Source organism: Nocardioides sp. AN3, from assembly GCF_054653495.1.
In genome coordinates this window covers 55,371-74,516 of sequence record NZ_BAAIGC010000015.1, presented here as the reverse complement: position 1 = coordinate 74,516, position 19,146 = coordinate 55,371, and the positions used below count along the sequence as shown (strand labels likewise).

Genomic DNA, 19,146 nt, shown 5'->3' with positions numbered 1-19,146 from the left:
TCGCGACGTGCTGTCAGGGCCCTGCACAGATCGTTATCGGACCGTCCACTGGACGGCGAGATAGGGACAACAGATGCCGGTACCCCATCCGCGGGGGATTCAAACCCAGCTGCTCAGTCCCGACGACCGCGCAGCGCGACGCCCGCGGCCACCGCTCCGGTGACGGCACCTCCGAGGGCCGCGGTCATGATGCCCGCACGGGCGGCCTTGCGCCCGGTGCGGTAGTCCCGGATGCGCCAGCCCTGCTCCCGCGCGTAGGCCCTCAGTCGGGCGTCGGGGTTGATCGCGATCGGGTTGCCGACCAGGGACAGCATCGGCAGGTCGTTGTGGGAGTCGGAGTAGGCCGAGCAGCGCGCCAGGTCCAGGCTCTCCTTCTCGGCCAGCGCGCGGACCGCCTCCGCCTTCGCGGGTCCGTGGAGCATGTCGCCGACCAGGCGGCCCGTGTAGACGCCGTCGACGTGCTCGGCCACGGTGCCCATCGCGCCGGTCAGACCGAGCCGGCGCGCGATGATCTCGGCGATCTCGATGGGGGCGGCCGTCACGAGCCAGACCCGTTGGCCCTGGTCGAGGTGCATCTGCGCGAGCGCACGCGTGCCCGGCCAGATCCGGCTGGCCATCGCCTCGTCGAAGATCTCCTCGCCGACGGCGCGGAGCTCGGCGACGGTGTGGCCCTCGATGAACGCGAGGGCCGAGGCTCGAGCCGACGCCACGTGCTCGGGGTCCTCGACCCCGACGAGGCGGAAGTAGGCCTGCTTGTACGCCGCCCCGAGGATCTCGCGCGTGGTGAAGAACTTGCGCTTGTAGAGCCCCTTCGCGAGATGGAAGATGCTGGCGCCCTGCATGATCGTGTTGTCCACGTCGAAGAAGGCCGCAGTGTCACGCACCGCGGGCGTCATCAGCGCGGACTCGACCTCGGCCGCTGCCGCGGCGGCCTCGCCGGCCAAGGTGGAGCGGCGCGTGAGGTTCCTGCGGGGCGGGTTCGCGGCCACGGCCCTCAATCTAGGGCACCGTGAGGCGAACGGCCCTGACCAGTGTCGATCCCTTTGCATAGGATCGCGCCTATGTCATGGCCCGGGAACGTCAGCGGTGTCGCCGACCTGCTCGGGCTGGCAGCGCTGGAGAGCCCGGCCAAGCTGGCGCTGGTCGAGGCCGGCGGCCGCAGCCTGACCTGGGGCGGACTCGACGAGGAGGTCAGCCGGGTCGCGACGGGGCTCGGCGAGGCCGGGATCGTCGCCGGCCACCGTGTCGTCATCGCGATGTCGAACCGGCTCGAGTTCGTCGTGGCGTATCTGGCGACGCTGCGAGCGCAGGCGGTCGCGGTTCCGGTGAACCCACGGGCGACCGGCACCGAGATCGCGCGGATGGTGGGGCACGCGGGCGCCCGGCTCGTCCTCGCGGACAGTGACGCGATCGGGGCCGTCCGCGAGGCGATGAGGCAGATCGACCGGGCGATGGCCGGCGAGCTCGACCTCGGCGCCCCGGACGCGGAGCTGCTGCGGCGCACGGTGCGTCCCCGGATCTACGTCCTCGGCGCTCCCGCCCGCTCGCCGGAGCGGGACTACGCCGCCCTGCGGGCCGACGTCATCCGGCCGTCCGCGGAGCTGACCGACCCCGAGCGGCTCGCGGTCCTCCTCTACACGAGCGGTGCCTCCGGTCGACCGCGCGCCGCGATGCTCACCCACCGGGCCCTCCTGGCCAACCTCGACCAGATCGCCGCCGTCGACCCGCCGATGATCCACGAGGACGACGTCGTCCTCGGCGTGCTGCCACTCTTCCACGTCTACGGCCTCAACGCGGTGCTCGGGTCGGTGCTGCGGCGACGCGCGAAGCTGCTCCTGGTGGACCAGTTCGAGCCGCAGGGGACGCTCGACCTCATCGAGGACGAGGCCTGCAGCGTCGTCCCGGTCGCGCCGCCGGTGATCGCCAGCTGGGTGCAGGACCACGTCGTCGACGACCGGCTCGGTCCCGTGCGACTGCTCCTCTCGGGCTCCGCGCCGCTCGACCCGGGCCTCGCCGACGCGTTCACCGAGCGCACCGGCATCGGTGTGCACCAGGGCTACGGGCTGACCGAGGCGGCGCCCGTCGTGACCTCGACGCTGTGCTCGACCTCGCTCGAGCGGGGCTCGGTGGGCGCGGCGCTTCCCGGCGTCGAGCTCAGGCTGGTCGACGAGGACGGCGCGGCCCCCGAGCTCGGCGACCCGGGAGAGATCCACGTCCGCGGCGACAACCTGTTCAGCGGCTACTGGCCCGACGGCGCCGAGGGCCCCGACGCCGACGGCTGGTGGGCGACCGGCGACGTCGGGTTCCTCTCGCCGTCCGGCGACCTGACGCTGGTCGACCGCATCAAGGACCTGGTGATCGTCTCCGGCTTCAACGTCTACCCGATCGAGGTGGAGGAGACGATCGGCGAGGTGGAGGGCGTCGCCGCGGTCGCGGTCATCGGCGTCCCCGACCCTGCGACGGGCGAGGCGGTCGTCGCCTATGTTGTGCCTGCCGGCGCGGCTCCTCCCGACCTGGTCGAGCGAATCCTCGCCCGGTGCGCGGAGCGGCTGGCCGGCTTCAAGCGGCCGACCCGGGTCGAGCTGGTCGACGCCCTCCCGCACACGCCCACCGGCAAGGTGCAGAAGGGTCGCCTGCGCACCATCGAGCGCCGCCGCGTCCAGGAGCAGCCCCGGTGACCGCGCGTGTCACGCTCTACAGCCGGCCGAGCTGCCATCTGTGCGACGACGCCCGCACGGTCATCGCGGCGGTCTGCGCCGAGCTGGGGGAGGCCTTCGAAGAGGTCTCCATCGACGATGACCCCGCCCTTCGCGAGCGGTTCACCGACGAGGTCCCGGTCACCTTCGTCGACGGGCGTCAGCACGACTTCTGGCGCGTGTCGGCCGATCGCCTGCGCGAAGCCCTCGCGCGACCCGCGGAGTAACGTTCGCCACACCCCGCTCGTTTTGTTCTCACGTTCACAAGCTCCTAAAGTGAGCCTACGGCGTGCGACGCGTCCGGACCGCTGGCGGCCCCCGTTGCGCGCCCAGGGCAACGAGAGAGACGCACGTGACCGCACGGACCCCCACCGACGCCGTCCGGGACATCCCCGAGGCCACCGTCGCGCGGCTCCCGGTCTATCTCCGTGCCCTCACCGCTCTCGCCGAGGCGAGCATCACGACCTGCTCGAGCGAGGACCTGGCGTCGGCCGCCGGCGTCAACAGCGCCAAGCTGCGCAAGGACCTGTCCTACCTCGGCAGCTACGGCACGCGAGGCGTCGGCTACGACGTCGACTACCTGCGCTACCAGATCGCCCGCGAGATCGGGGTGACGCAGGACTGGCCGGTCGTGATCGTCGGCATCGGCAACCTCGGCCACGCGCTGGCGAACTTCTCCGGCTTCCGCAGTCGTGGCTTCCGGGTCGTGGCGCTGCTCGACGCCGACCCCACGCTGCACGAGGAGCAGGTCGCCGGCATCGTCGTGCGCCCCTTCGACGACCTCGAGCAGATCGTTCGTGAGAACGACGTGGCGATCGGCGTGATCTCGGTGCCGGCCTTCGCCGCCCAGGACGTCGCCGACCGCATGGTGGCCGCCGGCATCAGCAGCATCCTCAACTTCGCGCCGATCGTGCTGTCCGTCCCGCCGGGCGTGGACGTGCGCAAGGTCGACCTCTCCATCGAGCTGCAGATCCTCGCCTACCACGAGCAGCGCAAGGCACACGGAGAACCAGCATGAGCATCCTGGTCGTCGGCATCTCTCACAACACTGCTCCCGTCTCCCTCCTCGAGCGCCTCGCCCTGGACTCCGAGGGCGTGCACAAGCTCGTCACGGACGTGATCGCCAATGAGCACGTCACCGAGGGCACTGTCATCGCCACCTGCAACCGGCTCGAGGTCTACACCGAGGTCGACCGCTTCCACGGCTCGGTCGAGGGCCTCTCGCGGCTCTTCGTCGAGCGCGCGGGCGGCGCGGTCGAGGCGCTGCTGCCGCATCTCTACGTCCACTACGACGACGGCGCCGTCTCGCACCTGTTCCAGGTCGCGGCCGGTCTGGACTCCATGGCGGTCGGCGAGGGTCAGATCCTCGGCCAGACCCGGGAGGCGCTGCGGCTGGGCCAGGAGCTCGGCACCGTCGGCCCCGCGCTCAACACGCTCTTCCAGCAGGCGCTGCGCGTCGGCAAGCGCACCCGCGCCGAGACCGACATCGACCGCGCCGCTCCGACGCTGGTGACTGCGGCACTCGACCAGGCGATGCCCGAGGGCGTCGCGGGCTCACGAGTCGTGGTCGTCGGCGCGGGCGGGATGGCCGGGCTCGCCACGGCGACCGTCAGCCGGCTGGGCGCCGCCAGCATCACCGTGGTCAACCGCACGCTGACGAAGGCCGAGCGCCTCGTGAGCGAGTACGGCGGCACGGCCGCTCCGCTCGCCGACCTGACCGCCCGGATCGCCGACGCCGACCTGCTGATCACCTGCGCGGGCGCGACCGGCACCCTGGTGACCCGCGACATGGTGAGCGGTCCGCTCAGCATCGTGGACCTCGCCCTGCCGCGCGACGTCGACCCGGCCGTCACCGCGCTGCCCGGGGTCACCCTCGTCGGGCTTGAGGAGCTCGCGACGGTGCTGCACGGCACCGACGCCGGTCACGAGGTCGCAGCGGTCCGGCGGATCGTGACCCAGGAGGTCACCGCCTTCCTGTCGGCCAGGCGCCAGGCCAGCGTCACGCCGACGGTCGTGGCGCTGCGCACCATGGCGACGAGCGTCGTCGACGCCGAGATGGCCCGGCTCGACAACCGCCTGCCCGACCTCGACGCCAAGGCGCGGGCCGAGGTGCTGCAGGCCGTGCGCCGCGTGGCCGACAAGCTGCTGCACGAGCCGACCGTCCGGGTCCGCGAGCTCGCAGGAGAGCAGGGTGCGGTCTCCTACGAGCGCGCGCTCGCCGAGCTGTTCGCGCTCGACCCCGACGCCGTCGACGCGGTGACCCGCTCGGTGGTACCCGACAACGACTCCGGAGTGGTCCCGTGAGCGCGGCGGTGCGCATCGGCACGCGCCGCTCGCTCCTGGCGACGACCCAGTCCGGCCACGTCGCGGACCTCATCCGCGAGCGGCTCGGTCGCGAGGTCGAGCTCGTTGAGATCACGACCGACGGCGACCGGTCCCAGGCGGCCGGGACGCCGTTGACCGAGACCGCCCCGCAGGGCACCGGCGTCTTCGTCAGCGCCCTGCGCGACGCGCTCGTGGCCGGCGAGGTCGACGTGGCCGTCCACTCGCTCAAGGACCTTCCGACGTACGCCCACTCCGGTGTCGTCCTCGCCGCCGTGCCTGAGCGGGAGGACCCGCGCGACGTCGTCGTCGCGCGGGACGGGCTCACGCTCGGCGAGCTTCCACACGGCGCGAAGGTCGGCACCGGGTCGCCCCGGAGGGCCGCTCAGCTGGCCGCCCTGGGCCTCGGTTTGGATGTCGTCGGTGTTCGTGGAAACGTTGACACCCGGATCGGCAAGGTCCGCTCCGGGGAGTTCGACGCCGTCGTCCTCGCCCGGGCCGGACTGGCTCGGATCGGCCGCCTCGACGAGGTGACCGAGACACTCGACCCCCTGCAGGTGCTGCCCGCCCCCGGGCAGGGCGCGCTGGGGATCGAGTGCCGGGCCGGGGACGAGCTCGCGGGAGCCCTGAGGGCGCTCGACGACCCTCGGACGCGGGCCGCTGTCGAGGCCGAGCGGGCAGTGCTGGCCACCCTCGAGGGTGGTTGCGCGGCGCCGATCGGGACGCTCGCCGAGGTCGTCGAGGGTGACGACGGCGACGAGCTCTGGGTGCGGGCCGTCGCGCTGTCACCCGATGGTGCGGTGGCGGTGCGGATGTCAGCGAGCGGTGCTCCGGACGACGGTGTGGAGGTCGGGACACGGCTCGCCAAGGAGATGCTCGCCGAGGGTGCAGGCGCCCTCGGCGAGGACGCAGGACACGACGCCTGAACGGCGTCTAGAGGCAGAGGGCAAGAGACATGGCGCGAGAGACCGGACGCACGGCGCAGTCTGGACAGACGACGATCCCCTGGGTGTCGTTCGTCGGCAGTGGGCCGGGCGCGCCCGAGCTGCTGACGGTCCGTGCCGCCGACCTGATTCGTCAGGCCGACGTCGTGGTCACCGAGGCACCTGAGCACGGACGGCTGGTGCGGGCGCTGCTCGGCCTGCCGGAGCCGGTCGAGGGGATCTCGACTGGCTCCACCACCGAGGATGCGGGCCCCGAGCTCGTCGACGGCGGCTTCGGCGAGGACGGCCAGCCGCTGACGCACGCCGCCCGGGCCAAGGTCGTCGTCAAGCAGGCCAAGCGCGGACTGCGCGTCGTCCGGCTGATGACCGGCGACCCGTTCCTCTATGCCTCGGGCCCCGAGGAGGCTCAGGCCTGCGCGAAGGCCGGCATCGGCTTCGAGATCGTCCCCGGCGTCTCCTCGGTCGCCGCGGTCCCTGCCTACGCCGGCATCCCGCTGACCACCAAGGACCACCGCGAGGTCGCGGTCGTGACCTGCGGGGAGAAGGTCGACTGGTCGGCGTACGCCGATGACCGCACCCTCGTGCTGCTCTCCGGCGTCGGCCTGGTCGGCGACATCGCCAAGGAGCTCATCGCCGCCGGCCGCTCGCCGCAGACCCCGGTCGCCATGACCCGCGTCGGCACGACGACTGAGCAGGCGACGGTCACCTCGACGCTCGAGCACATCGCCGCCGACGCGCGCGCCGCCCGGATGGCCCCGCCGGCCGTCATCGTGGTCGGCAAGGTCGTCGACCTGCGCCAGACGCTGTCGTGGTTCGAGACCAAGCCGCTCTTCGGCTGGCGCGTGCTGGTGCCCCGCACCAAGGAGCAGGCCCCCGCCCTGTCGCAGAAGCTGCGCGGCTACGGCGCCGTGCCCGAGGAGGTCCCCACGATCTCCGTCGAGCCGCCGCGCAACCCGCAGCAGATGGACAAGGCGATCCGCGGCCTGGTCGAGGGTCGCTACGAGTGGGTGGCGTTCACCTCGATCAACGCGGTCAAGGCAGTGCGCGAGAAGTTCGACGAGTACGGCCTGGACGCTCGCGCCTTCTCCGGCCTCAAGATCGCCGCCGTCGGCGAGAAGACCTCCGCCGCGCTGCTGGAGTGGGGCCTTCGCCCCGACCTGGTGCCGTCGGGTGAGCAGTCGGCCGCCGGTCTGCTCGAGGACTGGCCGGAGTTCGACGACCTGCTCGACCCCATCAACCGGGTCTTCCTGCCGCGCGCCGACATCGCGACCGAGAACCTCGTCGCCGGCCTGGTCGACCTCGGCTGGGAGTGCGACGACGTGACCGCGTACCGCACCGTCCGGGCCGCTCCGCCGCCGGCTCCGACCCGTGACGCGATCAAGAGCGGCAAGTTCGACGCTGTCGTCTTCACCTCGTCCTCGACCGTGCGCAACCTCGTCGGCATCGCCGGCAAGCCGCACCCGTCGACCGTGATCGCGGTGATCGGCCCCGCCACCGCCAAGACGGCCGAGGAGCACGGCCTGCGGGTCGACGTGCTCTCGCCGGAGCCGTCCATCGAGGCGCTCACCGACGCGCTCGCCGACTTCGGCGCCGCACGTCGCGCGTCCCTCATCGAGGCGGGCCAGCCCGTCACCAAGCCGTCGGACCGCAAGCCCGCCGCTCGTCGGGCCAAGGCCAAGTAGCGAGGTAGTTCGGGACGTTTCCCCCCGTCTACTTGTCGGTAACGGTCGGAAACGTCCCGAACTATCCCGGCAAGGAGGGTCTGGAATGAACGACTTCGAACGGCCCGTCATCCGTCCTCGGCGCCTGCGTCAGACGCCGGCGCTGCGTCGGATGGTTGCCGAGACGTCGGTGGAGCCGCGCCAGCTGATCCTCCCGCTCTTCGTGCGTGAGGGCGCGGACGCGCCCGTGCCGATCAGCTCGATGCCGGGTCAGGTGCAGCACACGCGTGACTCCCTGCGCAAGGCCGTCGCGGAGGCGGCCGAGGCGGGAATCGGGGGCGTCATGCTGTTCGGTGTCCCCGAGCACAAGGACGCGGTCGGGTCCGGGGCGACCGATCCCGACGGCATCTTGAACCTCGCCATCGCCGACGCCGTCGCCGAGGTCGGCACGGACCTCACGGTGATGAGCGACCTCTGCCTCGACGAGTTCACCGATCACGGCCACTGCGGCGTGCTCGACGAGGCCGGCCGGATCGACAACGACCGGACGCTCGAGCGGTATGCCGACATGGCGCTCGCCCACGCGGCCGCCGGGGTTCACATGGTCGGTCCGTCCGGGATGATGGACGGCCAGGTCGCAGTGATCCGATCCGTGCTCGACCGCGCGGGCCGCTCCGACGTCTCGATCCTGGCGTACGGCGCCAAGTACGCCTCCGCCTTCTACGGTCCGTTCCGAGAGGCGGTCGGCTCCTCCCTGGAGGGCGACCGCCGGACCTACCAGCAGGATCCCGCCAACGCCCTCGAGGGCGTCCGCGAGGCGCTGCTCGACGTCGAGCAGGGCGCGGACATCGTGATGGTGAAGCCCGGCCTCGCCTACCTCGACGTGCTGCGGCAGGTGAAGGATGCCGTCGACATCCCCGTCGCGGCCTACAACATCTCCGGCGAGTACTCGATGGTCGAGGCCGCTGCGGCGAACGGCTGGATCGACCGGGAGCCGGCGATCCTCGAGACCCTCACCGCCTTCCGGCGGGCCGGTGCCGACGTGATTCTGACTTACTGGGCCGTCGAGGCCACCCGCCTCCTCTAGCGCCCCCGGACCGAACGCTGGCTGCGTTGGCGGCGCTCGACGACCGCTTCGCCCTCAAGGTCGCCTTCGCGCCGCCGCCTTGCCATCGCACGCCCCGGACGACGCTCCGCCGGACGTCAGAGGCCCAGCCAGGCTCGGACGCCGGCGAGGGTGTTCGGGATCATGGCCAGGGCGGCCGCCTTGGTCTTGCCCTTGACCTTGTCCGCGCACGCCTGCCTGGCGCCCTTGAGCACGCCCAGCGGGTCGATCGGGGCGAGCTGCTGGTTGCAGAGGGCCAGCGCCTCGGCGGCGTCGAGGACGTGGACGACCGGCTGCGTCGCGCTCGAGGCGGCGCTCGAGACAGCGCTCGGCACAGGAGCCGCCGGGACCGATGTGTGGGGCGCCGGCGGGGTCGACGGCTTCGGCGAGTGCGGCGTGGAGCCGGTCGCCGAACCACTCGACGACGCCGGAGCCGATGGCGAGGCGTGGGAGGCGACCGAGCCGGCCGACGGATGCCGGTGCTGATGGCGGGCGCCGTGCCGGCGCGCGTGCCGCGAGGCCGCGGCAGGGTCGGGCGCGAAGTAGCTGGCGGAGATCGTCGCGTCGGGCGCGGCGGTGTAGTCGCCGGCGAGGTAGGACCGCATGACGGCCAGCACGGTGGCGACGTACGACGCGGAGTGGTTGTAGCGGTAGACCGCGGCGGACTGCCCCGTGGACGACGAGAGGTCGTCGGTGCCCGAACAGAGGTAGACCGCGGCGGCGAGGGCCGCGTCGTTGATGTCCTGTGGGTTGCGCTGACCGTCGCCGTCGGCGTCGACGCCCACGGTCGACCAGGTCGACGGGATGAACTGCATCGGCCCGACGGCACGGTCGAACGCCGTGTCGCCGTCGTACTGCCCGCCGTCGGTGTCCACGATCCTCGTGGTGCCGTCGTGGCCGTCGAGGGCCTTGCCGATGACGCCGGGCTGCGAGACGCCCGCGGAGGAGAGCTGGTTGCCGTTCGCGCGACCGTGGTCGGACTCGACACGGCCGATCGCAGCGAGCAGCTGCCAGGGGAGGTGGCAGGTCGTGTCCGCCTTGTTGATCACCGTCTCGGCGCGCTGGTACGCCGCCAGCGCCGCCGACGGGATCGAGGACGCCGAGGAGTCCGACACGATCTGGGTGGCGCTCTCCCCGGTCACCCCGAGCAGCGTGCTGTCGGGCGTGGAGACGCTGGCCGGGATCTGCAGGGCCTTGCCGGGGACGGCCGTGCCATCGGGCAGCGTCGGGTGCGAGTCGCCGGCGGTCGCCTGCGACGCTCCTGTCGTGCTGATCGAGACGGTCCACGCCGCCGACAGCAGCGCGAGCGGCACGAGCGCGGTGGCCTTCTTCAGCCGACCATGCCGTGTGGCGGTCATGGGCTCTCCCTCTTGCTCCCCGTGTGACGTATGTCCCAACGACGCTGGGCGCCCCCAAGTTACGCACCAGTCACATCGCCGTATGGGCGGCTCGTGGGCGGCTCGTGAGCGGGTCCTGAGCGGCTCTTGGACGGGTCGTCGACGCCTCCCGGCACACACGTACCCATGAGACCGGTCTCACGTGCCTCCACCGGCGGGCCCCGACTTCGTCGGAGTTGGCACTCTCGGGGAGAATGACCCGGTGCCCACGCTCGACCGACACCCAGAGGACGTGCGCCGCGCGCCTGTCTCCGAGCAGCTCTTCGCTCGAGCGAAGGCGGTGACGCCCGGCGGGGTCAACTCGCCGGTCCGCGCGTTCAACGCCGTGGGAGGCACGCCGCGGTTCATCCGTGAGGCGACGGGGCCGTGGCTGACCGACGTCGACGGCAACACCTACGTCGACCTCATCTGCTCGTGGGGGCCGATGCTGCTCGGGCACGCGCACCCGGAGGTCCAGGCCGCGGTCCGGGCGGCGGTGGCTCGCGGGACGTCGTACGGCACCCCCACCGAGCCCGAGGTCGAGCTCGCCGAGGAGATCGTCGCGCGCACGCCCGTCGAGGAGGTCCGGTTCGTCTCCTCCGGCACCGAGGCGACGATGTCGGCGATCCGCCTGGCGCGCGGCTTCACCGGGCGCGACGTGGTCATCAAGTTCGCCGGGTGCTACCACGGTCACGTCGACGCGCTGCTGGCGAGCGCCGGCAGCGGTCTGGCGACGTTCGCGGTGCCCGGCACGCCTGGCGTCCCGGCCAGCAGCACCGAGCTGACCCTGGTCCTGCCCTACAACGACCGGGGTGCCGTGGAGGCCGCCTTCGCCGAGCACGGCGACCGCATCGCGTGCCTCATCACCGAGGCGGTGCCCGGCAACATGGGCGTTGTGCCCCCCGCGGAGGGCTTCAACGGCTTCCTCGCCGAGATCTGCCGGCGGCACGGCGCGCTGTTCATCAGCGACGAGGTGATGACCGGCTTCCGCGTGACCCGCGAGGGGGCGTGGGGGCTGGACGGCCGGCCGGAGGGCTGGACCCCCGACCTGATGACGTTCGGCAAGGTCATGGGCGGCGGCTTCCCGGCCGCGGCGTTCGGTGGTCGTGCCGAGATCATGCAGCGGCTCTCACCTGTCGGCCCCGTCTACCAGGCGGGCACGCTCAGCGGGAACCCGATCGCCACCACCGCCGGCCTCGCCACGCTGCGTCTGGCCACCGACGACGTGTACGCGCACATCGGGGCGGCCGCGGAGACCGTCAAGGCGGCGGCATCGGAGGCGTTCACGCAGGCCGGCGTCCCCCACGTCGTCCAGAGTGCCGGCACGATGTTCTCGATCTTCCTCACCGACTCCGCGGTGACGGACTTCGCGACCGCGTCGAGGACCGACGTGACGGCGTACGCCGCGTTCTTCCACGCGATGCTCGCGCGCGGCGTCTACCTGCCGCCGAGTGCCTACGAGGCCTGGTTCCTCTCCTCCGCCCACGACGACCGTGCCGTCGAGACGATCCTTGCAGCCCTGCCCGAGGCGGCGCTGGCCGCGGCGGAGGCGAGCCGGGGTCTCGATACGGCCTCGCCCAGCGGCTCGGCCTACTCGACCAGCGAGAAGGCTTCGCCCAGCGGCTCGGCCTACTCGACCAGCGAGGAGGCTTCGCCCAGCGGCTCGGCCTACTCGACCAGCGAGGAGGCACCGCGATGACCACCCCCGACACCGTCGTCCACCTGCTGCGCCACGGCGAGGTCCACAACCCGCAGGGCATCCTCTACGGGCGCCGCGACGGCTTCCACCTCTCCGACCTGGGCCAGAAGATGGCCCAGCGGGTCGCCGACGTGATGCGCGAGCGCGACATCACCCACATCGTGTCCAGCCCCCTCGAGCGAGCTCAGGAGACGGCGGCGCCGCTGGCCTCGCGATTCGAGCTGACGCCGACGCTGGACGAGCGGGTCATCGAGTCGTGGAACGACTTCGAGGGCAAGCGGTTCGCGCCGGGCGACAACGCGCTGCGGGACCCGCGCACGTGGCTGCGGCTCTACAACCCGATGAAGCCGAGCTGGGGCGAGCCCTACCGGGACATCGTCACGCGGATGATGGCGGCGGTCCACGACGCCCGCGCCGCGGCCGAGGGACACGAGGCCGTCATCGTCAGCCACCAGCTCCCGATCTGGACCACCCGTCTGCACATCGAGCGGCGCAGCTTCCTCCACGACCCCCGCAAGCGCCAGTGCACCCTCTGCTCCCTGACCTCGCTCGGGTTCGTCGGCGACAAGCTGACCCAGGTCTCCTACAGCGAGCCGGCCGGCGACCTGATCCCCGCGAAGGACCGGAAGGCGCCGTTCTCGGCCGGCGACGCCCCCGAGCAGCTGAAGCCCTGACATCCTCATGCTCCGACGACTTCCCCCCGTCCTCCTCCTGCTCGCGCTGGTCGTGAGTGGCTGCCAGAGCCTCTCGGGCACCAACGCCGGCGGCTACATCACCGGCGACGGCCAGGTCACGACCTGGGCGCCGAAGGATCGCGGCGCACCGGTCGAGCTGTCCGGGACTACCCTGGACGGCAAGAAGCTGAACCTGGCCGACTACCGCGGCAAGCCGGTGGTGGTGAACATCTGGTGGTCGGGCTGCGGCCCGTGCCGCACCGAGATGCCGCTCCTGCAGCAGGCGAGCGATGACCTGGCGGGGAAGGCGACGTTCGTCGGGATCAACACCCGCGACAACAGCGCGGACAACGGTCTCGCGTTCGAGCGGTCGGTCGGGGCGACGTACCCGTCCTTCTATGCGCCCGACGGGCGCGCACTGCTGGCCTTCCACAGCGTTCCGAGGCCCACGCCGTCCACGGTCATCCTCGATCCCGAAGGGCGGATGAGCGCCACCATCAGCGGTGCCGTGCCCAGCAAGCTGACGCTCACCGACCTGGTCGACTGTGCGGCCTCGGCGTCCGCCGCGCACTGCGAGGTCGGCACATGATCACCCCGCTCGCTTCTTCGCTCCCCCGCTGCGCTCCTCCACGAACAACCGATCGGGGACCCCGATGACCGGCTGGGTCCACGCGACCGCCGACCACGGCTCGCTGCTGCTCGCCCTCCCGCTGGCGGTCGCCGCAGGCCTCGTCTCGTTCTTCTCGCCATGCGTCATCCCGCTGTTGCCGGGCTACCTCTCCTACGCCACCGGCCTCTCGGGCGCCGACCTCGCCGAGGGACGGGGCGGCCGGGGCCGCATGCTGGCCGGCGCCCTGCTCTTCGTGCTCGGCTTCAGCGCCGTCTTCGTGCTGCTCGGGGTGGCGGCCGGGACGGTGGGGGACTGGCTCGTCGAGTACGACCGGCAGCTCCAGGTCGTCCTCGGCGTCATCTCGATCCTCCTCGGGCTCGCGTTCATGGGCGTGGTGCCGTGGCTGCAGCGCGACGTCCGCTTCCATCGCGTGCCCGCCGTCGGCCTGGTGGCCGCTCCGCTGCTCGGCGTGCTCTTCGCGGTCGGCTGGACGCCCTGCATCGGGCCTGCCCTCGCCGTGATGCTCAACCTCGCCGGCAACGAGGGCACCGCCTCGCGTGGCGGCCTGCTGCTGGCGTTCTACTGCGTCGGACTCGGCCTGCCGTTCATCGTCTTCGCGCTGCTGTGGCGGCGCGCGCTGGGCGCCATGACGTTCATCCGCCGGCACATCCGCTGGGTGACGCGGATCGGCGGCGCGATGTTCGTGGTCATCGGCCTCGCGATGCTCACCGGCTGGTGGGACTGGGCGGTGCAGTGGCTTCAGATCCACCTCGTCGACAGCTGGACGGTGTCGGTATGACCCACGAGACCACCCAGCGCACAGTGACGGGCCCCGAGGGTCGCATCCCTGACCTGCCCGACGGCGTCGCCGGGGAGCCCGACCAGCCGGATCGCCCCGAGCAGCCCGGCCGCCGGCCCGGCGAGCTGAGCCTGCGTGAGCTGGCCCGCTGGAGCTGGCGCCAGCTGACCTCGATGCGGACCGCGCTCATCCTGCTGCTCCTGCTCGCGCTGGCGGCGGTGCCCGGCTCGCTCATCCCGCAGAGCGGCGTCGACTCCATCAAGGCCTCGAACTGGCAGGACGCGCACACCACGCTGACGCCGATCTACTCCCGGCTCGGCCTCTTCGACGTCTACTCCACGCCGTGGTTCGGCGCGATCTACGTGCTGCTGATGGTCTCGCTCGTCGGCTGCATCGTGCCGCGCCTGCGCGTCTACTGGCGGGGGCTGCGTGCGCAGCCGCCGGCGACGCCTCGGCACCTGCTGCGGCTGCCCGACTCCGCGTCGTACACCACCCCGGAGGAGCCGGAGGTCGTCCTCGCTCGGGCGCGGACGCTGCTCAAGCGCCAGCGCTACCGGATCCGCAAGGGCGAGGGGGACGGCTCCGACGGGTCCGTCAGCTCCGAGCGTGGCTACCTGCGTGAGGCGGGCAACCTCGTCTTCCACCTCTCGGTCATCCTGGTGCTGGTCGGCTTCGCGATGGGCAGCATGCTCGGCTACAAGGGCGGCGTCATCGTCGTCGTGGGCAAGGACGCGGGCTTCACCAACACCCTCAGCCAGTACGACGACTTCGACCCCGGGTCGCTCTTCTCGGAGAGGCGGATGGACCCGTTCACCTTCCACATCGACGACTTCAAGGTGCAGTGGCTCAACTCGGGCCCACGGCAGGGGATGGCGAAGGGCTTCCAGTCGGAGCTCACCTACTGTCAGAGGACCGACTGCTCGGATGCGAAGCGCTACGACCTGCGGGTCAACCACCCGCTCAAGATCGGCAGCACCGAGGTCTTCCTCATCGGCCACGGCTACGCGCCGGTCATCACCGTGCGCGACGGCCAGGGCAACGTCGCCTACTCCGGCCCCACGGTCTTCCTGCCGCAGAACCAGACGTTCTTCTCGTTCGGCGTCGTCAAGGCCCCGGCGGCGAAGCCTGAGCAGATCGGCCTGCAGGGCGTCTTCTATCCGACGTTCATCATGGACGACAAGGGCAACCCGGCGACGCTGATGGGCAACGACCTCAACCCGCTGATCTCGATGCACGTCTATGCCGGCGAGCTCAACGCCAGCGGCGCACCGCAGTCGGTCTATGCGCTCGACACCTCGCACGCCAAGCAGGTGATGAACCCCGCCAAGCCGTCGCAGCCGCTGCGGCTCGACATGAAGCCGGGCCAGACGGTCACGCTGCCGGGCGGCCTGGGGTCGGTCACCTTCGACAAGGTCGTCAGGTGGAACCGGCTCCAGATCAGCCAGTCGCCCGGCAAGGGGCTCGCCCTCGGCGGGGTCATCCTCTGTCTCATCGGGCTGCTCGGCTCGCTCTTCATCCGGCCCCGACGCGTCTGGGTTCGCGCCCGGCGCGCCGAGGGCGGCACACTGGTCGAGGTCGCCGCGCTCGACCGCTCGGGCGGCGGGGACACCGACGCCGTCGTACGCTCGCTCGTCGAAGCGCTCCAGGAGGACAAGTCATGACCGACAACAGCTGGGGGATGCTCTCCAACCAGGCTGTCGGCGCTGCGGGGATCGTCTACTTCCTCGCGCTGCTCGCCCACCTGGTGGAGTGGTCCGCGCTCTACTCCGCTGGTCGAGTAGCGAGCGTCAGCGAGCGTATCGAGACCCGCGTCGGGACCGCCGTCGGTGCTGCTGGTCTCGATACGCCTTCGCCTAGCGGCTCCGGCTACTCGACCGGCGAGGGTCGTGCCTCGGCGCGAGTGGCGGACGACGCCCGCGAGCACCGGGTCGAGCTCTTCGGCCGGCTGGGGTTCCTGCTGACGGTCATCGCGGTCGCCGCCCACTTCATCGCCCTCGTCGGTCGCGGCATGGCCGCGGACCCGAACCGGGTGCCGTGGGGCAACATGTACGAGTTCACGCTCAGCGGCACCTTCGTGGTCGCCGCGGCGTACGTCGTCCTCCACCGCCGCTTCGGCCTGCAGTGGATGGCCCCGATCGTCGTGACGTTCGTCCTCGTCTGCCTCATGGTGGCGGTGCTGTGGCTCTACGAGCCGGTCGCGGCGCTCACCGAGGCGCTCAACTCCTACTGGCTGGTCATCCACGTCATCTCGGCGATCCTCGCCACCGGCGCGTTCACGCTCGGCGGGATCACGTCAGCGGTCTATCTCGTCAAGGCCCGCTACGGGTCGCGTGAGAGCGGATCACGTGAGAGCGGCGGTCCGGTCGGCGGCTGGCTCTCCCGCGTGCCGTCGCTGGACGTGCTGGACCGGGTCGCCTACCGGATCCACGCCTTCGGCTTCCCGGTCTGGACGTTCGCCGTCCTCATCACCGGCCCGATCTGGGCGCACCAGGCCTGGTCGTCGTACTGGAACTGGGACCCCAAGGAGGTCTGGGCCTTCATCACCTGGGTCGTCTACGCCGGCTACCTGCACGCCCGTGCCACGGCGGGGTGGCGTGGCCGCAACGCCGCCATCCTCGCGCTCGTGGGCCTGGCGACGCTGTGGTTCAACTTCATCGGGATCAACTACTTCTCGACGACGTCGCAGCACTCCTACGCGGCACCGGCTCCGGCGTCGGTGCCGGCCGGTGTGCCTGTTGGTGTGACTGCTGCGGGCGCCCGAGCCTAGGAGCTGTCCGATCCGTCGCCGTTGAGGCGCTTCCGGTCGAGATCACGGAGGAACTCGTCGTCGTCGTCGGGGCCGAGAGGCCCTGAGGGACGTTGGCCGCGGCGGGCACCGGCGAGGGGGCCGGGCAGGGGCGGAGTGACGCCGCGGCGCTGGACGACCCGCACCAGCGCGTACGTGGCGATCGCGATGATGATCAGCACGAACAACACCTTGAGCACGTTCCCACGATAGTTCGGAAATCAACGCGCGGACCTAGGCTGTATCGGGTGAAGGAGTTCGTCGTCTACACCCTGATGCGTCTGGCGATGCTGGCCGCCACTTTCGCGGTCATCGCGGGGGTCTGGATCCTGGTCAACGGCAGCCTGTCGGCGACCTCGGTGTTCGTCGTCCTCCTGATCTCGTTCATCCTCAGCGGCGTCGGGTCCTACTTCCTCCTCAGCGGCCAGCGCGTCGCCTTCGCCTCGCGCGTCGAGAGGCGCGCCGACGCCGCCATGGAGCGGATGCGCTCCAAGGAAGACGACTGAATGGCCGTCGTCCACGGCGACGCGTCGCTGGCGCCGACCAAGCCCGAGCTCGTCGCGGCTTGGCTGCCCACGCAGCCGTGGGCTCGCGGGCTCGACGGCCTCGCGCAGATCGGCGCCTACCGCTTCGACGACCCTGACGGGGAGGTCGGCATCGAGGCGCTCCTCTTCCGGGCCGGAGACCGGCTCCTCCATCTCCCGCTGACCTATCGCGGGGCTCCGCTTGTCGGGGCTGAGGAGTTCCTCCTCGGCACGATCGAGCACACCGCGCTCGGCACGCGCTGGATCTACGACGCGTGCGCCGACCCGGTCGCGGTCCGGGCCTACCTCAGGGTGATCCTCACGGGTGATGAGCAGGCGCCCCTCGACGTGGAGAAGGCCGGGGAGATCGTCGAGCGGCGCGAGCCGACGGTTCGCGTCAAGGGAAGCGGCTCGATGGCGGCCTCGGCGACTTCTGGGTCGGTTTCGGGACCGGATTCGGGACCGGAGTCGGGGCCGGAGTCGGCGGCCGGTGTCGTCGCCGTGCGCGAACGCGGGGCGTCCGCCGTCATCGAGTGCGACGGCCACGTCCTCGTCGTCCCACGAGTGCTCCCCGCCGAGGTGACGGGCCGCGAGACGCTCGCGGCTGTCTGGGACGGCGGCGAAGGGGTCGTCGCGGCGGTGCGCTGACGGGCGCCGTCGGCAGGCGGATGCCACGCCGCCGCCTGGCGCTGCCCCTCGAGCGCGGAGATGCGCACGGCTGCTCCCGCAGCCGTCGAAGGGGTCCCGCGCCGCAGGTAGCGGCCCAGGGCTGGTCGGCGTCGTGCTGGTCGGCTCCGCGGTGGGCGGCTCCGCGGTGGTCGGCTCCGCGGTGATCGGATCCGCCACTCTTGGCCTCGTGGTCTCCTTCGTGGGCCACCCATCTTCGGGGTGTTGAAGAGGCGCTGCCACTTCGTGAATTCGTTCACGAAGTGGCACCGCCTCTTCAACACCTCTCAGCGGCCCCGACGGCGAGCGCTGACCCTGTGCACCCCACGAGAGACGCATCCGCTCGGCACGGCTGCAGCGGCGAGTGCCGCGGCGCCGGTCGAGCCGCGTGTCAGGCGGCGGGCCGTCAGCTCAGGGCGAGGGGCACTGCGACCAGCACCGCCCAGGCCAGCTCGGCGCGGCCGGTCGCCTGAAGCACCGGGATCAGGGCTGGTCCGACGGCCCCGCCGGTGACGATGCGGGCCGACCGGCCGGCGATGGCGAGGAAGCCGAGCCCGATGAGGGCCCACCACGTCGTCGAGACGGCGACGGCGGCCACGGCGACTGCAGCGGCGGCGACGAGCAGCGTGTAGAGCGCGCGGGTGCGGCCGTCGCCCAGGATGACGGCAAGGGTTCGCTTGCCGGCGACCATGTCGGTCGGGATGTCGCGCAGGTTGTTGGCGACGAGGATGGCGCAAGCGAGCGCGCCGACGCCGACGGCGGCGTACAGGGCAGCCCAGGACCACTTCTCGGCCTGGACGTAGTAGCTGCCCAGCACGGCGACGAGCCCGAAGAAGACGAAGACCATGACCTCGCCGAGCCCGGCGTACCCATAGGGCCGCTTGCCGCCCGTGTAGTACCAGGCGGCGAGGATGCACACGATTCCTACGGCGACGAGCCACCAGGCCGTCGTGGCCGCCAGCACCAGGCCCGCGAGGCCCGCGACGCCGAAGGCCAGGAAGGCTGCCCGTTTGACGGCTGCGGGCGCCGCCACGCGTGACCCGGTCAGCCGCAGCGGCCCCACTCGCTCGTCGTCGGTGCCGCGGATGCCGTCGGAGTAGTCGTTCGCGTAGTTGACCGCCACCTGCAGCGCGAGGGCCACCACGAGGGCGAGCAGCGCCTTCCACCAGACCACGGCGTCGTCGTACGCCGCCACGCCGGTGCCCGCCACGACCGGAGAGATCGCCGCCGGGAGCGTCTTCGGGCGCGCCCCCTCGAGCCACTGTGCTGCTGTCGCCACGAGGGG

General features: G+C 71.6%; 19 protein-coding genes. 15 read left to right on the top strand and 4 right to left on the bottom strand.

All coding sequences use genetic code 11. The features are described 5' to 3' along the window. Positions 1-113: 113 nt before the first annotated feature. A complete protein-coding gene (locus ACYQ1K_RS16980) occupies positions 114-989 on the bottom strand; it encodes an HAD family hydrolase (RefSeq protein WP_459984300.1) in 876 nt (291 codons plus the stop codon). A gap of 72 nt (positions 990-1,061) precedes the next feature. Between ACYQ1K_RS16980 and ACYQ1K_RS16975 the strand changes: the two genes are divergently transcribed. From ACYQ1K_RS16975 to hemB, 7 genes are all read left to right on the top strand, one after another. Continuing rightward, entirely contained in the window at positions 1,062-2,678 is a 1,617-nt protein-coding gene (locus ACYQ1K_RS16975; RefSeq protein ID WP_459984299.1) for a class I adenylate-forming enzyme family protein, read from the top strand. After that, positions 2,675-2,923 (top strand): glutaredoxin family protein, encoded by a 249-nt coding sequence (locus ACYQ1K_RS16970; RefSeq protein WP_459984298.1) that lies wholly within the window; start codon positions 2,675-2,677, stop codon positions 2,921-2,923. The genes ACYQ1K_RS16975 and ACYQ1K_RS16970 overlap by 4 nt, the downstream gene beginning before the upstream one ends. A gap of 125 nt (positions 2,924-3,048) precedes the next feature. Next, positions 3,049-3,714 carry a redox-sensing transcriptional repressor Rex gene (locus ACYQ1K_RS16965; RefSeq protein WP_459984297.1) on the top strand — a complete coding sequence of 222 codons (666 nt, stop codon included), beginning with the start codon at positions 3,049-3,051 and terminating at the stop codon, positions 3,712-3,714. Further along, positions 3,711-5,000 carry a glutamyl-tRNA reductase gene (locus ACYQ1K_RS16960; protein ID WP_459984296.1) on the top strand — a complete coding sequence of 430 codons (1,290 nt, stop codon included), beginning with the start codon at positions 3,711-3,713 and terminating at the stop codon, positions 4,998-5,000. The genes ACYQ1K_RS16965 and ACYQ1K_RS16960 overlap by 4 nt, the downstream gene beginning before the upstream one ends. Next, positions 4,997-5,944 carry a hydroxymethylbilane synthase gene (gene hemC / locus ACYQ1K_RS16955; protein WP_459984295.1) on the top strand — a complete coding sequence of 316 codons (948 nt, stop codon included), beginning with the start codon at positions 4,997-4,999 and terminating at the stop codon, positions 5,942-5,944. Before ACYQ1K_RS16960 ends, hemC begins: the two co-directional genes overlap by 4 nt. A gap of 29 nt (positions 5,945-5,973) precedes the next feature. After that, positions 5,974-7,644 carry a bifunctional uroporphyrinogen-III C-methyltransferase/uroporphyrinogen-III synthase gene (locus ACYQ1K_RS16950; protein ID WP_459984294.1) on the top strand — a complete coding sequence of 557 codons (1,671 nt, stop codon included), beginning with the start codon at positions 5,974-5,976 and terminating at the stop codon, positions 7,642-7,644. Positions 7,645-7,729: 85 nt separating this feature from the next. After that, on the top strand, positions 7,730-8,710 hold the full coding sequence (hemB, locus tag ACYQ1K_RS16945) for a porphobilinogen synthase (protein ID WP_459984293.1): 981 nt from the start codon (positions 7,730-7,732) through the stop codon (positions 8,708-8,710). 116 nt (positions 8,711-8,826) lie between these two features. Here hemB and ACYQ1K_RS16940 read toward each other — a convergent pair whose 3' ends face one another. Beyond that, entirely contained in the window at positions 8,827-10,086 is a 1,260-nt protein-coding gene (locus tag ACYQ1K_RS16940) for a lytic transglycosylase domain-containing protein (protein ID WP_459984292.1), read from the bottom strand. Positions 10,087-10,327: 241 nt separating this feature from the next. Here ACYQ1K_RS16940 and hemL point away from each other — a divergent pair, with 241 nt between their 5' ends. From hemL to ccsB, 6 genes are all read left to right on the top strand, one after another. Beyond that, positions 10,328-11,803, top strand: coding sequence for a glutamate-1-semialdehyde 2,1-aminomutase (gene hemL, locus ACYQ1K_RS16935; protein WP_459984291.1), 1,476 nt, complete (start codon positions 10,328-10,330; stop codon positions 11,801-11,803). Further along, the gene (locus ACYQ1K_RS16930; RefSeq protein WP_459984290.1) at positions 11,800-12,477 is read left to right on the top strand and encodes a histidine phosphatase family protein; all 678 of its coding nucleotides are present in this window, start codon (positions 11,800-11,802) and stop codon (positions 12,475-12,477) included. The genes hemL and ACYQ1K_RS16930 overlap by 4 nt, the downstream gene beginning before the upstream one ends. Before the next feature lie 7 nt (positions 12,478-12,484). Then, positions 12,485-13,066 (top strand): TlpA disulfide reductase family protein, encoded by a 582-nt coding sequence (locus tag ACYQ1K_RS16925; RefSeq protein ID WP_459984289.1) that lies wholly within the window; start codon positions 12,485-12,487, stop codon positions 13,064-13,066. Positions 13,067-13,130: 64 nt separating this feature from the next. Beyond that, on the top strand, positions 13,131-13,886 hold the full coding sequence (locus ACYQ1K_RS16920) for a cytochrome c biogenesis CcdA family protein (RefSeq protein ID WP_459984288.1): 756 nt from the start codon (positions 13,131-13,133) through the stop codon (positions 13,884-13,886). After that, positions 13,883-15,547 carry a cytochrome c biogenesis protein ResB gene (gene resB, locus ACYQ1K_RS16915; RefSeq protein ID WP_459984287.1) on the top strand — a complete coding sequence of 555 codons (1,665 nt, stop codon included), beginning with the start codon at positions 13,883-13,885 and terminating at the stop codon, positions 15,545-15,547. Before ACYQ1K_RS16920 ends, resB begins: the two co-directional genes overlap by 4 nt. Then, a complete protein-coding gene (ccsB, locus tag ACYQ1K_RS16910; protein ID WP_459984286.1) occupies positions 15,544-16,653 on the top strand; it encodes a c-type cytochrome biogenesis protein CcsB in 1,110 nt (369 codons plus the stop codon). The genes resB and ccsB overlap by 4 nt, the downstream gene beginning before the upstream one ends. Here the strand turns inward: ccsB and ACYQ1K_RS16905 are convergent. Further along, positions 16,650-16,871, bottom strand: a complete 222-nt coding sequence (locus ACYQ1K_RS16905; RefSeq protein WP_459984285.1) for a hypothetical protein — start codon at positions 16,869-16,871, stop codon at positions 16,650-16,652. The genes ccsB and ACYQ1K_RS16905 overlap by 4 nt on opposite strands. A gap of 48 nt (positions 16,872-16,919) precedes the next feature. Between ACYQ1K_RS16905 and ACYQ1K_RS16900 the strand changes: the two genes are divergently transcribed. Together ACYQ1K_RS16900 and ACYQ1K_RS16895 are read left to right on the top strand one after the other, a co-directional pair. Further along, positions 16,920-17,177 (top strand): DUF4229 domain-containing protein, encoded by a 258-nt coding sequence (locus tag ACYQ1K_RS16900; protein ID WP_459984284.1) that lies wholly within the window; start codon positions 16,920-16,922, stop codon positions 17,175-17,177. Continuing rightward, positions 17,178-17,843 (top strand): CG0192-related protein, encoded by a 666-nt coding sequence (locus ACYQ1K_RS16895; RefSeq protein ID WP_459984283.1) that lies wholly within the window; start codon positions 17,178-17,180, stop codon positions 17,841-17,843. It begins immediately after the preceding gene. A gap of 424 nt (positions 17,844-18,267) precedes the next feature. On the opposite strand, the gene ACYQ1K_RS16890 is transcribed toward ACYQ1K_RS16895, so the two are convergent. Then, the gene (locus ACYQ1K_RS16890; protein WP_459984282.1) at positions 18,268-19,140 is read right to left on the bottom strand and encodes a 1,4-dihydroxy-2-naphthoate polyprenyltransferase; all 873 of its coding nucleotides are present in this window, start codon (positions 19,138-19,140) and stop codon (positions 18,268-18,270) included. Positions 19,141-19,146: the final 6 nt, after the last annotated feature.

Coding starts and splice junctions, on each gene's coding strand:
- ACYQ1K_RS16975 (WP_459984299.1), top strand. CDS start 1,062: ATGTCATGGCCCGGGAACGTCAGCGGTGTCGCCGACCTGCTCGGGCTG.
- ACYQ1K_RS16960 (WP_459984296.1), top strand. CDS start 3,711: ATGAGCATCCTGGTCGTCGGCATCTCTCACAACACTGCTCCCGTCTCC.
- ACYQ1K_RS16950 (WP_459984294.1), top strand. CDS start 5,974: ATGGCGCGAGAGACCGGACGCACGGCGCAGTCTGGACAGACGACGATC.
- hemB (WP_459984293.1), top strand. CDS start 7,730: ATGAACGACTTCGAACGGCCCGTCATCCGTCCTCGGCGCCTGCGTCAG.
- ACYQ1K_RS16940 (WP_459984292.1), bottom strand. CDS start 10,086: ATGACCGCCACACGGCATGGTCGGCTGAAGAAGGCCACCGCGCTCGTG.
- ACYQ1K_RS16930 (WP_459984290.1), top strand. CDS start 11,800: ATGACCACCCCCGACACCGTCGTCCACCTGCTGCGCCACGGCGAGGTC.
- ACYQ1K_RS16925 (WP_459984289.1), top strand. CDS start 12,485: ATGCTCCGACGACTTCCCCCCGTCCTCCTCCTGCTCGCGCTGGTCGTG.
- ACYQ1K_RS16920 (WP_459984288.1), top strand. CDS start 13,131: ATGACCGGCTGGGTCCACGCGACCGCCGACCACGGCTCGCTGCTGCTC.
- resB (WP_459984287.1), top strand. CDS start 13,883: ATGACCCACGAGACCACCCAGCGCACAGTGACGGGCCCCGAGGGTCGC.
- ccsB (WP_459984286.1), top strand. CDS start 15,544: ATGACCGACAACAGCTGGGGGATGCTCTCCAACCAGGCTGTCGGCGCT.
- ACYQ1K_RS16895 (WP_459984283.1), top strand. CDS start 17,178: ATGGCCGTCGTCCACGGCGACGCGTCGCTGGCGCCGACCAAGCCCGAG.